This is a genomic window from Candidatus Villigracilis affinis, assembly GCF_016705895.1.
Classification (GTDB): Bacteria; Chloroflexota; Anaerolineae; order Anaerolineales; family Villigracilaceae; genus Villigracilis; species Villigracilis affinis.
In genome coordinates this window covers 15,297-30,261 of sequence record NZ_JADJKT010000006.1, presented here as the reverse complement: position 1 = coordinate 30,261, position 14,965 = coordinate 15,297, and the positions used below count along the sequence as shown (strand labels likewise).

The following is a 14,965-nucleotide window of genomic DNA, read 5'->3' as shown; positions in this document are numbered from 1 at the left end:
AAACACGAAGGGCACAAAGTACACAAAGGAAAACCAAAGAGCCGATCTATTTTTTTTACTTCGTGCCCTTAGTGTCCTTTGTGTTTAATTGCTTTATCGCCAAACCTTGTCAACCGCGTCGTAACTTCCAACACGCAGATCCGCTTTCAATTTCACCAACTTATGTTTTTCGACTCGTTCCGATGGCGTGCGCGGAAGATCATCGGCATACTCAATAAATCGCCGCACTTTGAAATACGCCAACTGCTCGCGCGCATAATCCAAAATGGATTCAGGCGGCGTATCTTCCTGGGTATGTCCTGCCTTCAACACGATATACGCCTTCACTTCTTCGCCGCGCAACTCGTCAGGGACGGGCACCACCGCCGCCACTTTCACAGCGGGATGTTCCATCAACACGCCTTCCACTTCCACCGATGAAATATTTTCACCCGCGCGTCGGATCGTATCCTTCAAGCGCGCCTGCCAGTGGAAATATCCCTTCGCATCTTTCGTGACCATGTCACCCGTGTGCAGCCAGCCATTCTTCATTGTTTCAGCAGTCGCTTCGGGTTTGTTCCAATAACCCGTCATCATCGGCTCGCCGCGCAGGATCAACTCGCCCACACTTCCATCGGGCACATCGTTTCCATCCGTGTCCACTACCCGCGCTTGCTTCGTGGCAATCGGTTTGCCCATCGCGCCGCTGCCCACACTGTCCGCATCATCGAGCGGAACGATCAAGTCCACGCCCGTTTCGGTCATGCCGAACGCTTCACGCCACGGCACGCCCCAGCGCCGCTCAAACTCGGCATGGAACTTCGGATGAATCCCCGAACACAGGATCATGCGCAATTGATGTCCGCGCTCCAAAGCGGCATCCTCTGGCATCTTCAATAAAAAGAACGGCATCGTACCGATCAAATACAACACGGTCACGTTATGTCGAATCACTTCGCCCCAAAAATGCGACGGCGAGAATCTCGGCAGGATCACCAGCGGCGCGCCGCCGATCAAACTCGCCACCGTGTTCCACTGCGGGTCCATGTAATAGAACGGCTGCGCGGTCAGGTTGCACTCGGCGGGCGTCAGCCCAAAATAATCCGCGGCGACCTGCCCGATCTGCATCCAATATTTTTGCTGCAACATACAGCCCTTCGGAAAACCCGTCGTGCCAGATGTGTATTGGATGTTGAGCAAATCTTCGCCCGTGACATTGGATGACTCGAACGAGTCGGATGACTCATCCACCAAACGCCTCCAATCGGACTTTGAGCCTGATTCAGTCACGAGAAGCGTTTCCTTCACCGACGGCAAGTGCGCCCGCACCCGCTCCCATTGCTCCAGATAATTTTCGTGGACGACAAAGAATCCCGCCTGCGAATCATCGAGTGTGTAAGTCAGGTCATGGTCGTGGTAGTTGATGTTGACAGGCACGATGACCGCGCCCAACTTCGCCAGCGCAAACCAGACGATGGGGAAGTCCACGCCGTTGGGCAGCATCACCGCCACGCGCTCGCCCTTCGTCACGCCGACGGATCTCAGCGCGTTCGCCGTCTTGTTCGTCAGCCGATCCACTTCCGCGAACGAAAGCGGCTTGTCTTCAAAGATGAATAACGGTTTCTCTCCAAACCGCTCTGCCGCGCTCTCTACCAAATGACCTAAACTCTTCCACTCCATGCACGCTTCTCCTTTGGCTTTTTCATTGGACACAGAACACAGAGGGTTTCAGACCTGTGTCTCCGGCCTTTGTGGTTAATTTTTTTCAACCGCTTCACAAACATCTCACTCAACTCACGGCTGGACTCTTGCAAATCCACTGCCTTCGGGTCAAAGACCCATTGCAGCATGATTCCGTCGATTGCGCCTTGAATGATAGACGCCATGCTCTGCTCATCGAACTTCGCAAATTCCTTCTGCTCCACGCCAATGCGGAAGATCTTCTTGAGATGAGCGCGGCACGGGTCATACGCCGAGTCACTGAATGCTTTCTTCTCTTCAGGTGAGGTAAAACTGCCCCACAGATCCACCAGCGCCACGAACTGCGAACGGTTCTGCGAGATGTACTCGAAACTGGCTTCGATGTAGGCGCGCAGTTTGGCGCTGCCTTTTGTCTCTTCTTCCACCCGTCCACGGATGTATGCGCCCTGTCGATTCAAGATCGTATGAATGGCAGAAGTGATGAGGTCATGCTTGCCGTTGAAGTGATAGGCAATCAGTCCCTTGGTGATTCCCAGACTCTTGGCGATCTCCGCAAAGGACGTTTGGGTATAGCCTTGCTCGGCAATCGTCTGCAACGCCGCGTCGATGATCTGTTTGCGGCGGGCTTCTTCAATGAAGGTCTTCTTCTCTTCTACAGGTTTACTTTTGGCTGGCATAGTTGCTATCCTTTCACCATTCCACCATGAGTTTGGGCACGGCGCGAAATTCATGTCCATGCGGCGCGGAAGGGTGAGTTGATTTTAAGTGCAAATGCGGCAAACGCTCGAATAACACGCGCAAGCCGATCTCACCTTCCAAACGCGCCAACGACGCGCCGAGACAGTGATGTCGTCCGCGGGCAAAGGCGAGATGGTGAGAAGCATTCGCTCGGTGGATGTCGAAGCGGTCGGGGTCGGTGAAAAATTCGGGGTCGCGGTTGGCGGCTCCCAACATGCATTGAACGGTATCGCCCACTGCAAAATCCACGCCGCGGACGGTGATGGGTTGAGTCACATGGCGGGTGGCGGTCTGCACGGGAGATTCCCAGCGCAGGGTTTCTTCCACAGCGGACTTCATCAACTTGGCAGGGTCGCGTTTCACTTCGTCAAATTGGTCGGGATGATTGAGCAACGCCCAAACCGTGTTTGAGAACATGGCGGCGGTTGTTTCCAACCCGCCGAAGATGATGACGAAAATATTCGAGATGATCTCGCGCTCGCTCAAGTTTGTGTTCGGGTCATGGATGAGATGACTGAGCAGGCTGTCATCAGGCTCAACGCGTAGATGGGCGATGTGCTCCGCAAGTTGTGCGCCAAATTCCTTCGCCGTTCGTTGACCACGCTCCCGCACCGCAGGGTCGTGGCGGAAGTTGCTCAACGCAGCGGCAAAGTCATCGTACCAGTGACGCAGTTGGGCAAAGTCCACGATGGGAACGCCGAGCGAAGCCGTGACCGCGTACAACGCTATCGGGTCGGAGAAGGATTTGACCAAGTCCGTTTCTCTGCCTGCGATGAATCTATCGATCAGTTCATTGGCTTTTTGTTCAATGAAAGCAGAAGATGACGCCCGCACTACTTTCGGAACATACGCTCCTGCGAACGGACTTCGCATCCGCTGGTGCAGGTCGCCTTCGGTGGAGAGCATCATCGTGCCAAAGGTTTCATCCAAAAGCGAATGCGGCGATTGGACGGTGTAGGCTTCCGCATTATCGAGCACAGCGATGACATCATCGCGCCGAGTCACGTACCAGAGATTCACTTCGGGAACCCAGGTGACAGGCTCACGGTCAAGTAAGAGGCGGTAGTGCGGGTATGGGTCAACGCTCAACTGGTCGAGAGTCAACTTTGCACCGAGAGGGAAGCGGGAGGCATTAGTCATCAATCCCTCCCTGACAACGAAAATATTCGCGCAAGGCTTCGGGATTCATCCCAGGGTAAATGCTGTTGCAAGACGAGATCATGTATCCGCTTTTGCCGCCTTGCTCATAACTGCGCTTCACATCGGCGCGGATGAGTTCGAGGTTTGGTTCAAAGAATAGATTGATATCCACGTTGCCGATCAGAATCAGTTTGTCGCCATATTGGGCTTTGACTTCATCCAACTTATTGCCAGATAGCGTTTCGAGTCCATGCACGCCAGCAAAGCCAGCCTCAACGGCGAAGGGCAGCAACTTGTCCATCTTGCCATCGCTATGCCAGATGACAGGCACAGAAAGTTCCCGCACCACGCGCTGATGATAGGGCAGCACCAACTCGCGCCACATCGTCGGGGAAATCATCGAGCCGCCGCGGTGGGCAGCGTCATCACCCATCACGATCAACTCCGCGCCGAGTTCTGCAGCGCGTTTGTATATTTCAATGCACCAATCTGTGCGCGCTTCCATCACGGCATGGACAAAGGACATATCCTTCTTGAACATGCGGAACATGTTCTCCATGCCCATTGCCATATACGTTCCCATGAATGGACCGATATGCGTGCCGAAGAAAAGGCAAAGGTGTGGATAATTCGTCCGAATGTCAGCGACCCGCTTCACGTCGAAGAAACGATCCGCATAACTCAATGAAGGCGTGTACTGCTTGAGGTCATCCGCTGTTTGCACGGCGCCGTAAAAATACATCCCCTTTTTCCACACACGCCCGAATTCATCCACGCCATCTTTCCAGGCGTTGCTGTCTGTTGGAGTTTGGTATGGCATGAGGATTCCATCCTGACCCAATTCGGCATATGCGCGATAAGGGTCAGTGACACCGAGTTCATCGAACATGCCATCGATCCAAACCTCGAAGCGCGGCACGCGGTCTGGAGTTTTTCCTGCAAGCACAGCGTGGACTAATTCGCGTGAGTTCATAACATCTTCGCAACGATCTCTTTGAACACTTTCGCCGCCACCATCTCAGTGACACCCGAAACATCTTGTGTGGGGTTGAGTTCCACCACATCCGCGCCGATGATGTTTGCATTGAGCGACTGAATCACGCTCAACGCTTCGCGCGTGGACAGCCCGCCAGGTTCGCGGTGCGATATGCCAGGCGCGAAGGCGGGGTCGAGACAATCCATGTCGAAGGTGATGTAAAGCGGCGAGTCAAATTGCAGGTTGAAGACATCGCGCCAACGCTGCATGGTCAGCACTTCCACGCCGAAACGCTTGGCTTGCTCGCGTTGATGTCCGTTGATGGTGCGAATGCCCACTTGCACGAGCCGCTTTGCCAAGCCCGCTTCCATAATCCGCGCAAAGGGACTGGCGTGTGAATGCGGATTGCCTTCAAAGTCATCGTATAGATCGGGGTGCGCGTCGAAGTGCAGGATGGTGAGATTGGGATGATTCTTCGCTGCGGCTTTTACCAGCGGATAGGTGACGGAGTGGTCGCCGCCAAATGCCATGACCTTCAGCCCCGCTTCATATAATTTACCTGCGGCTTGTTCGGTCTCTATGGGCATTCTCTCCGCTGACGGTGTGATGTCGCCCATGTCTGCAAAGAGTCCATCTGCGCCGAGATAGGTTTCGTTCTCCGTCCACAGGTTGGATGAGTCACAGAAGAAGGCTTCGCGGATTCTCTGCGGTGCCAATGCCGAGCCGCGTTTGTATGATGAGTTTTCATCGAATGCCACGCCGAGTAATCCAATTTTTGCAGGAGAAGGAAAGAGAGGGAATTTATTCATAGTTTTTTATCCACGAAGAACACGAAGTTTCACGAAGGAAAACCATTCACTATTCTCACTTATCACTACTCTCTTGCTCTTCTCCATCCACTCAGGACTCACATCCGCGCCGTGACCGTGAGCGTCGGAGAGAGTCACCGTGCCGTTGGGTTGGAAGTCCACGCCGCCGATGGAGGGTTCTTCGGCAAAGTGGAAGGGAGAGTCGAGGTCGTGCAGAGCGATGTTCGGGCAGGCACAGACCAAATGCGCGCCCGCGCTGACTCCGATGAGCGACTCGGACATGCCGCCGAGCATACATTTGATTCCAGCCGCTTCGCCGATGGCGTTGATCTTCAATGCGCCATGAATGCCCGCGGACTTGGCGAGTTTGATGTTGAAATAATCCACGGCACCGAGAGAGGCGAGACGGAAAGCGTCGTGCGCGTCGAAGATGGATTCATCTGCCATGATGGCGATGGGACTGCGCTCGCGGACTCGCTTCAAGCCTTCGATGTTCCAATACGGCAGCGGCTGTTCGCAGACTTCGATTTCGTATTCTGCCAGTGCTGTGAGGACGTTGATGGCGGTGATTTCGTCCCAGGCTTGGTTTGCGTCGAGCCGCATGGGAACGCCGCTACCGACTGCTTCACGGATGGCGCGAATCCGCGCGAGGTCTTCATTACGTCCCGTGCCGACCTTGACTTTCAATGCCTTCACGCCGTTCTCAACATGCTGTTTCGCAGTTGGCAGCCATTTTGTTGGGTTCATCAATGCCGATGGTGCGGTTGGAGTAAAGGACTTGCTTTGTTCCGCCGAGCAAAGCATACAATGGAAGTTTCGCATGTTTGGCAAGCAGGTCATAGAGCGCGAGGTCATACGCACAGCGGATGGCGGGATTCTTGAGCATGAACTGTTCAAGTTCGCGCAGGCGTGTGTCAATCTCCAACGGATTTTTGCCGATGAGCAGTTGCGCGTACAGTTTGGCAGATTCAAATCCGTTGTCGGCGTCTTCGCCTGTCACAAAGCGCGATGGAACGCCTTCGCCTACGCCAATCAATCCGTCACTGTCATGCACGCGGACGATGATGTTGTGGGCACTGTTCATCACCGCCAATGCGATTTTGAAGGGGTGATTGAAGGGGATGTTGAGGTCGATGATTTCGATTTTTGTGATGGTTGGCATAAGACCTTTAAAGTTTTCCACGGAGAACACAGGTTTTTCTTTTATCTCCGTGCTCTCTGTGTATTGGTTATTTTCCTTTATACACAGGCACGCGCTTCTCCAAGAAAGCCGTCACGCCTTCTTTCAGATCTTCGCTGGCGATACATTCGAGCGTGCCTTCGGTTTCGAGCGTCATGACCGACTCCAGATCGAGGTCATACGATTTATGCAAGACCTGTTTGACCAAGCGCATGGAGATGGGGGCATTCGCAGCCAATGACCGTGCGGTTTCCAATGCTTCGCGCATGAGCATTTCAGTCGGCAGCACGCGCGTGACCAAACCCATGTCCATTGCCGATTGCGCAGAAATTCTTTCGCCTGTCAACATCACTTGCGCGGCGCGTCCCATGCCGATGAGACGCGGCAGACGATGCATGACTCCGTTGGTCTCGAACAGTCCGCGTTTCACTTCGGCGAATTCGAACGACGCCATTTGCGATGCAATGCGGATGTCACTGGAGATCGCAACTTCCGCGCCGACGCCCACCGCCACGCCGTTGATGGCAGAGATGATCGGCTTCGGCATGTTCACCATGCGGCGTGTCAACTCTTGCATTTCGTTCAACTCGGCGCGCGCCTGTTCCATTGTCATCGTGCCATCGAACAGGTGCGATACTTCATCGAGGTCAATGCCTGCCGAGAACGCCCGCCCCGCACCCGTCAACAAGATCACGCGGATGGAATCGTCCTTCTCAATTTTCTCGAACAGGTTGAGCAACGTTTGGAACATGCTGCGCCGAAACACATTCAACACTTCGGGGCGGTTGAACGTAATGACGGCAATTTGGTCTTGGGTTTCGTAGAGGATGTCTGTCATGTTTTTTATTTTGAGGATTGGGACTCTGGTCTGACCTTTAGCAGAATCTCGATGAAGGAGGCTTGTTCTCCGCCAAGCATTATCTCCACGCTCGGACTATTCGTGAGCGGGATTCTGGCAAAGGTGTCTTTGTCTGCGCCTGAGAGGGATACTCGCAACTTCCATCCGCGGCGAATCAGCGCCGAGATGGGATTCAACCCGAAGGTGATTTCTGCCACTTCGCCAGGGATAAGCGGCATGGCGTCCTTCCGTTTGAAGGAATGATAGGGAACGAATTGTTTGTAGGGCGGCGTGTCCGTTGAAACTTTGCGATGGATGGCACGCAGCATTCCTTCGGTGAGGTAATGCGCATTGCCTTGTTCATCAATCGCTTCGAGATAGACGAAGAAGTTGCCATCGTCGTGAGTGGATTTGACGAACAACGTCACGATGGGATAGCCTGTGATTTCGGTATCCTGTTCAAGCGGCGCGGATGTGTACGCGAGTTGTCCTTTGATGGGCGCATACTTTACAGGTCGCTGGTCGAGTTCAGTTTGCCAGCGGTTGTTGAGTCCTGTTGAGGCGTTGAAATCTGTCTGGTAGCGGTCAGCAGGCGCGGGCGGGGGAAGAAGCGAGGAGAGTCCGCTTTGGGGTTGGAAAAAGAATCGGGTGGAGGTCAAACCCGCAGGTGGAAACTCAGGCGTCGATTTCCATTCATTTTCAAAGATGGTGAAGTAATGCAACTCGCGGGTCGCGGGTGGATTGTCGAAGAAGCGTAGGGACTCTTTCATTTGCGCGAGCAATGGAAATGGATTTTCCTTCGCGCCGATGTGTTGGGTTGCGCCGTGATTCCACGCACCGATGACCGCGCGCTGCGGGCGGGGATTGTTGGCGAAGCGATGAATGACGGCGTTCGCGGTGGCGGCGTCGAACCAACTGCCCCAATGGTCGAGGGTGTGATTGGTTGGACGATTGAACATGCTGATGTCATCCATGCGGATGTTGAGCTCGGGGTCGAGGTCATCGCGGAAGGTCATGTGACGCAGTGCGGAATCCACTTGCTGGTTGGTATGTTTGGGAATGGCATGGTTGCCAACGGGCTTGACACCTTTGACAAGAATCTTTTCGAGCGTACTCATGCTTTTGGGAAGTTGATTCGCGTCGAGGGCGCGGTTGTAATCTGCCCATTGCGTGAGCATGAACTCGTTGGGCACGCCACCAGGGAAAGCGATGTCGGTGTAAACGTCGAACTCGTTGAAGCGCACAAGCGCGGAGGTGACGGCGCGATGTACGCATGCGCCGAGCATTTCAGCGGTGGTGGCTTGATACGAATTTCCGAAGCCGCCAACCTGCCCGTTGCTCCACGGTTGTTGGGTGACCCATTCGGTTAAATCGTAAAGGTCGGTGAGGTCGGTCGCTGACCACGGGTGGGGATGATTCCCTTCCGATGCGCCCGTGCCGCGCATGTCAATGCGGAGAATGGCGTAACCAAAGGCGGTGAAGAAGTTACGAGCGGAGTCAGGCAGAGAGAGAAACCAAGAGAACGGCGCTTTGAGTTGTTGCGCACGCCAATATCGTGTGGCGGCGAAGAGCGCGGGGATTTTGGTTTCGGGCGTGAGTCCGCGTGGGAGGTAGAGGTCAACGGCGAGGCGAGTCCCATCGCGCATGGGAATGTAAAGCGTCTGCTCGGTGGAGCCTTTGTATTGCGGAGGGCGGAGGGGGGAGGTGGAGGGGAAGGTCATTTTGGAATGAAGAATGCAGAATGATGAATGCGGAATTAGGGATTAGGAAGTAGGAAGTCACGAATGACTTGCTGAAACTTTTCTGGTTCTTCGAGGAATGCCCAGTGTCCGCTTTGGGTGAATTCAACGGATTGGCAGTTGGGGAGTGTGGCGCAGAGTTCATCCGCGACGGGTTTGCCTGTGTAGGGTGAGTCCGCTGTGCCGTAAATGAAGAGGGTTGGGACTTGTAATTGGCTGAGTTCTTTTTTGTAATCGTAGCCAACAAGTGAAAAAGAAATTTCACGCCATGGGGCGAATGAGAGTGTACCAGTGTCTTGGAGAATGGCTATATTTGATTTGTTGAACATGCGGTTGGGATTATCTTTTTCAGATGATTTGGTAAACCATGCGTCTGCGGATTTTGAATCCGCGGGAGGGAAGCCGAGGGCGGTGGAGTATAGCAATCCGCCAAAATATTTCCACACGAAACGGTTGCTCATGCCGTTGTTGATTCGAATCCCGCCCGCGATAACCATCTTCTCGACGTGTTCAGGATATTTGAGTGCATAGCGTTGAACCAAGGCGCTGCCGAAGGAATGACCGACGAGGATGACCTTATCCGCTTTGACCACGTCACGACGCAGGGTTTCGAGTTCTTCTACCAGTTGCTCGATGGTGTAGTCTTCTGGATTCGGCTTGATCTGCGAATTGCCTGATCCGCGCTGGTCGTAGAAGATGACGCGGGTCTGCTCGGCGAGGAAGTCGAATCCGTTCTTGAAACTCAGGCTCGAGTGACCAGGTCCGCCGTGGACGAGGATGACGGGCGGCAAACCTTTGTCCGTGCCGAGTTCTCGGTAGTACAAGTCATAGCCGTTGACGCGGACGGGAGTCGCACAGTCCACGCAGGGGCGGGATTGAGGCAGGACGTGGTTGTAGGCGTGGTTGGCATATACCACATAAATGGTTAGTAAGATGAGAATGGCAAGAACGACGTAAAGGGCAATCATGTTGGAAGGTTTGAATGTTAGCAGGTTTGAAAATTAAAACCTTCAAACCTGCTAACTTGTCAACATTACTACAACTCTTTCTTCGCTTCACCCTTCGTCACAGGCAAAATGGCAACGGTGGCGAGGACGAGGAAGACGAACATGATGAGCCAGACCCAGCGGTAGTCATTGCCCATGGCTTCGACGAGAGTCCCGCCGAGGATGGGTCCGATGATGAAGCCGAGGGTCACGGCGATCTGGCGCAGACCTGTGTAGGTTCCCATCAATGTTTCGACGGGAGCACTGTCCACGATCATGGCGACTTGGACGACATTGGCGAGGGGCCAGGTCAGACCGCAGATGAGCAAGCCGACGTTGAGCATGGTCGCGTTGGGGAAGAGGTAGATAACGAGGGCGCCGATGGCGTACCCGACCAAGCCGATGATTTGGGTTGTCTTGCGTCCGATTTTGTTAGAGATCAAACCAGAAGGCACAGCCATCACCATGAACGCCAGCGCAGGGATGGCAACGAGCATGGCGGCGGAAGATTCTTCCATGCCGAGGGAGAAGACACCGTAGGAGCTGAGGAAGGCTTGCATTTGGGCGAGTGCCACATATGCGAGCAGGTTGCTGAGGAGTAAATATTTCAGACTGCTGGCGTGCTCTTTGGGAAGTCCGCGCAAGAAGGCAATGATGCCTTTTAGGTTGAATGGTTCACCCGCAAGTTCCTTGGCACTTGCAAGTTCTTCAGGTTCTTTGACAAATGCCCAAGTGAAGATAAAGATCAGAAGCGCAAGACCAGCTGCGATCCAGAAAGGAAGCGGTCCGTACACGTCATAGAGCGCCGCGCCAGCCAGGGCGGTGATCACAACGAGCAGACCTGCGATCGCTCCTGCAATCCCGTTGGCAGTGGCGCGTTGGGGTGACGGCGTCACATCGAACATCAATACATCCGCTACCGGGCGGACAACTGCGAACGCAATCAATACAAGGAAGAGTGAGATGATGAAGGGGATGAGCAAGCCTGTCAGTTGACCCGTCTGCCCATTGAGTTCAGGGGCGATGCCCATAGGGATGAGCGGGATAAAGATGAATGCGGCGACTGCAAGTGGTAAACCAAAAAGTATGAACGGCATACGGCGCCCCCATTTTGAGCGCAGACTGTCGCTCCACGCGCCAACGATGGGACTGATGAACAAGCCTGCGATGTTGTCAAAGACGAGGATAAAACCTGTTAGCGCGGGTCCAAGCCCGAAGCCGACGGTGGTGGCTCCCGCTTCGGTGAAGGCGGGGTTACCTGCCTGTAAATAGACAGGGACATAGGTGTTATACAACTGCCAGATAACTTCCATCACGGCGGGCAGTGTCGCGGCGATGATGATGTTTCGCCAACTCAACTTGATGTGGGACATGGCTCTCTCTCTCCTTTTTTTTGTACAATTGTTCAGTTTTTTGTTCAATCGTTAAAACAGAATACATGAAAAAAAGTTACGAGTCAAGAGGCAATTTGGGGAATCAAAAAGAATACCCTCTTAACGCGTTTTCCATCCCATCATTATGGCCATCCTCAGCATTTAAAAATAATTCCCTCATCTCCCCCGTACACGTGTCTGTGTCAAAAACAACATCGATCGAATTGCAATACAGTGATTTTGAATGTCTTTGGCGATGCGACCACAATTAAAAATGGGTTCGCATGATTTTTGAATTTATTTTTTGCCAATATCATTATTGAATCAACCGCTCCAGTATTTCGAGGAGGTTTTTCAGGCCGGCAGGTTTTGTCATATATTCGTTTGCACCTGCCTCGAGGCAGCGTTCACGGTCACCAGGCATGGCTAGGGCGGTGAGTGCAATGATCGGGATGGATGCCAATTCAGGGTGGGCGCGGAGACCCTTGATCGTTTCAAGCCCATTCAGGCGCGGCATTTGAATGTCCATCAAGATCAAGTCTGGTTTTTGCTCACGTGCCTGTTTCAGGGCCTCGAATCCGTCCCAAGCTTTGATAATGGTATAGCCATTTTCGCCCAGGAAATCACTTATCACCATCATATTGACGGCATTATCCTCGGCAATGAGAATGCGCTTGTTTTTCTCTTTTGGGGCAAAGTCGTTTTGAGGCGGGAGGCTTTCGACTGCTTGTGCGCCTTCTTTGTCGGCTATGTCTGTAGCGAGGATGGGAATTGTGAATTGAAAACGACTGCCTTTGCCCAATTCGCTTTCCACGCTGACGTGGCCGCCATGCAGCTCAACCAATTTCTTTACCAGAGCCAACCCCAGCCCTGTGCCTTCATATTGACTGGTTTGGACTGTGACCGCTTCGCCATTGGGCGCAATCAATACGTTGGGGGCCGCCGTGCTGGTGACAAAACCTCCCTGATCGACCAGCTGAGCAGCAAGAGATGGTTCAGATAATGATGGACTCAAGATTAATTCAATGCTTGTCGTTTCATCCTTTTTCATTTGCTCAGGCTTATTGAAGGCAATGTTTCCTTTTAGCGAATTTTTGAGTTGACTATCTATGTCAGAAAACGCTGCCTGAAGAATTTGAGTTGGATTCGGCGTTATAAGCGAGAAAGGCGTTGCTGAAGGCTCAAACGTATAGGTGGGTAAGAGAGTTGGCGTCTCTGTGGCAACCTGCGAGGAAGTAACCGTCCATGTGGCATCAAGTTGAATGGGTGTAAGTGTGGGTGTTGAAGTTGGCAAATCGTTCAACTTTGCATACTGGAATAAAGAGATGAGTATTACAGCCACAGATATAGTAGCGATCAGCATCGCGAATACTAACTCCCTAACACCACGGCTGTCTGAACTGGACCTGTTGTTTTGAAAGCGGCTCATTTATTTTCCCTATGCGATGGTTGCTATCCCAAGCGCGAGTTATACAGAATCGATACTTGATGCAACTACTTGTTTGATTTCAAACATGGTTCAGGTCTCCTCAACGAAATAATCATCCTGCCCATCGAAACAGAAAAATCTCACAGCTGATCTTCCCCCAAATATGCACTCTATTTGGGGGAAGTGGCCAGAGGCCGATAGGGGTCACACCCTCACCTACCTACTCGCCACATCACACCACAATTGCTTCCTCACAATGTCTTATCCACATAATCCCGCAGGGACTCTGTCACCTGTTCCTGCGCCTTGACAAGCCTCAACTTATTCCGCATCTCCACGGCTGGATCAATGATCCCAGGCCTCAAGCCGACATCAACGTCTCAATCGAGTCATAACTCCTCGTCGGCAACACCCAGGGATATTTCTTCTGGAGATCAACCATCATTGCAAAGGGACTTTCGCCTTCTTGAATGATCGGCACAAACGGAATTTGATAATCAGGGACAGTTGCCTGCAACTCCAGCGGAGATGATTTGGGGTTGGTCACATCTGCAATGACAAAATAGGAGATACCTGCTAGGGTTTTGATCGTTTCTGTAAAATCTTTATCTGTGGGGCGGTCAAAATCAAAGACGATTGGTAAAAGATCGTATCCACGCAGTTTATCTCTCAGAGTATCCAAAATTATCTTGCGCTCTGGCAGAGCGAAGCGCCCGAGAATCAAAACAGTTTTCGATGTCAGAGTGTTTATCACATCCCGAATATTCTTGTTATTCAGAATGAGATAAATGAATTGTGCAATTTCAATGTTGTCAACGGTGATTGCCGATTGACCATCGGGCGTAATAACCAGATCTTTTTGTTCTTTGGTTTCACCTTGCAAATCCCAGGCACTAATGCCATAAACACGACTCTTGTAGAACTTTGTATTCGTAATATTGGTTCCTATAAGACTGGAAGAACTAAGGTCAGCTTCAGTGAGATTAGCTCCAGTAAGGTCCGCTCGATTAAGATTGGCTCCCGTGAGGTTGACTCCGGTGAGATTGGCTTCATTAAGTTTGGCTTTATAGAGATTTGCCCCAGTGAGGTTGGCGCCGCGAAGATCTGCTTTACGAAAGTCGGCTTCATAGAGGTTGGCATCACTAAGATCAGTTTCACAAAGATTGGTGTCACGAAAATTGGCTGCACTCAGATCGGATTGATGGAGCGAGGCATTACTGAGATTTACACCTTGAAAGCGAGTTAAAACAAGGTTGGCCGCCTTAAGGTAGGCAAAACGTAGATCGGCTTTGGTAAGGTCAGCTCCAGAGAGGTTAGCTCTTTCAAGCGTTGCTCCATACAGGTTAGCCCCATAAAGATTCGAATGATAAAGGTTGGCCCCCCAAAGGTCAGCGCCATACAGGTTGGCATTGCGAAGATTGGCATCACGGAGGTTGGCTTCTCGAAGATGTGCAGGACGTAGTTTGGCGTCACGGAGTATGGCTTTTAGGATAACGGCTCCTAGGAAATCAACTTCGCAGGGCTCCATATCTTCCTCGTCATGTTGCTCCCGCCATTTATTCCAGCCCTCAATGTCTGCCTTCAATAATTCTAGTTGTTCAGCATTTGCCTTGGATTCACCTTCTAATTGCTAGATTTTTTTCTTCCAAGACCATTGTGTCAAACCAACATAAGCGTAGCTCAGAGCACGGGGCATGTTTCTCTACTCAACCTCCTATTGTGGACATCACCGCCACCACCAGCCTCCCCCCGCTCACGCAAAGCGTCTGCAGGCTGGAGCCACGCTTCCAGCGCATCACACATCCATATGACCAGTGAATTCTTCATATTCGTCTGCCCTCTCTCCATTTTGCTTCTATACGGAATGCCCTCTGCCCTGATGAAGAGATGCTCACTATCACCGAGATTCAGCTTGTGACCTCTGTGAAGGAGATCGTTTCACATTCCGGCGTGCGCGCCAATTGTAATATGTGCGACGAGGAAATCATGAACGAGAGGGAAATTCTTCGTGTTGGTTCAGTTTTGTATCAGAACTGCGCAGGACATAGGTGTTATCAGTTAAATATTACTATATGCC

General features: G+C 52.3%; 13 protein-coding genes. All 13 read right to left on the bottom strand.

The features are described 5' to 3' along the window. Positions 1 to 93: 93 nt before the first annotated feature. Positions 94 to 1,659, bottom strand: coding sequence for an AMP-binding protein (locus IPI86_RS03940; protein WP_345296682.1), 1,566 nt, complete (start codon positions 1,657 to 1,659; stop codon positions 94 to 96). Beyond that, the gene (locus IPI86_RS03935; RefSeq protein ID WP_345296681.1) at positions 1,641 to 2,357 is read right to left on the bottom strand and encodes a TetR/AcrR family transcriptional regulator; all 717 of its coding nucleotides are present in this window, start codon (positions 2,355 to 2,357) and stop codon (positions 1,641 to 1,643) included. The genes IPI86_RS03940 and IPI86_RS03935 overlap by 19 nt, the downstream gene beginning before the upstream one ends. 13 nt (positions 2,358 to 2,370) lie before the next feature. After that, entirely contained in the window at positions 2,371 to 3,558 is a 1,188-nt protein-coding gene (locus IPI86_RS03930; RefSeq protein WP_345296680.1) for a cytochrome P450, read from the bottom strand. Further along, the gene (locus tag IPI86_RS03925) at positions 3,551 to 4,531 is read right to left on the bottom strand and encodes a uroporphyrinogen decarboxylase family protein (RefSeq protein WP_345296679.1); all 981 of its coding nucleotides are present in this window, start codon (positions 4,529 to 4,531) and stop codon (positions 3,551 to 3,553) included. Before IPI86_RS03925 ends, IPI86_RS03930 begins: the two co-directional genes overlap by 8 nt. Beyond that, the gene (gene speB / locus IPI86_RS03920; RefSeq protein ID WP_345296678.1) at positions 4,528 to 5,343 is read right to left on the bottom strand and encodes an agmatinase; all 816 of its coding nucleotides are present in this window, start codon (positions 5,341 to 5,343) and stop codon (positions 4,528 to 4,530) included. Before speB ends, IPI86_RS03925 begins: the two co-directional genes overlap by 4 nt. A gap of 6 nt (positions 5,344 to 5,349) precedes the next feature. Continuing rightward, positions 5,350 to 6,090, bottom strand: coding sequence for an enolase C-terminal domain-like protein (locus IPI86_RS03915; protein WP_345296677.1), 741 nt, complete (start codon positions 6,088 to 6,090; stop codon positions 5,350 to 5,352). Then, positions 6,047 to 6,505 (bottom strand): hypothetical protein, encoded by a 459-nt coding sequence (locus IPI86_RS03910; protein ID WP_345296676.1) that lies wholly within the window; start codon positions 6,503 to 6,505, stop codon positions 6,047 to 6,049. The genes IPI86_RS03915 and IPI86_RS03910 overlap by 44 nt, the downstream gene beginning before the upstream one ends. A gap of 67 nt (positions 6,506 to 6,572) precedes the next feature. After that, complete coding sequence (locus IPI86_RS03905) at positions 6,573 to 7,361, bottom strand: enoyl-CoA hydratase-related protein (protein ID WP_345296675.1); 789 nt, start codon at positions 7,359 to 7,361, stop codon at positions 6,573 to 6,575. Between the two features lie 5 nt (positions 7,362 to 7,366). Then, positions 7,367 to 9,082 carry a CocE/NonD family hydrolase gene (locus IPI86_RS03900; RefSeq protein WP_345296674.1) on the bottom strand — a complete coding sequence of 572 codons (1,716 nt, stop codon included), beginning with the start codon at positions 9,080 to 9,082 and terminating at the stop codon, positions 7,367 to 7,369. A gap of 35 nt (positions 9,083 to 9,117) precedes the next feature. Continuing rightward, positions 9,118 to 10,068, bottom strand: a complete 951-nt coding sequence (locus IPI86_RS03895; RefSeq protein ID WP_345296673.1) for an alpha/beta hydrolase — start codon at positions 10,066 to 10,068, stop codon at positions 9,118 to 9,120. A 68-nt stretch (positions 10,069 to 10,136) separates the two neighbouring features. Beyond that, positions 10,137 to 11,459 carry an MFS transporter gene (locus IPI86_RS03890; protein WP_345296672.1) on the bottom strand — a complete coding sequence of 441 codons (1,323 nt, stop codon included), beginning with the start codon at positions 11,457 to 11,459 and terminating at the stop codon, positions 10,137 to 10,139. Between the two features lie 316 nt (positions 11,460 to 11,775). Beyond that, positions 11,776 to 12,888: a response regulator gene (locus IPI86_RS03885; RefSeq protein ID WP_345296671.1), complete on the bottom strand. Its 1,113-nt coding sequence runs from the start codon at positions 12,886 to 12,888 to the stop codon at positions 11,776 to 11,778. A gap of 361 nt (positions 12,889 to 13,249) precedes the next feature. Continuing rightward, positions 13,250 to 14,473 (bottom strand): pentapeptide repeat-containing protein, encoded by a 1,224-nt coding sequence (locus IPI86_RS03880; RefSeq protein ID WP_345296670.1) that lies wholly within the window; start codon positions 14,471 to 14,473, stop codon positions 13,250 to 13,252. Positions 14,474 to 14,965: the final 492 nt, after the last annotated feature.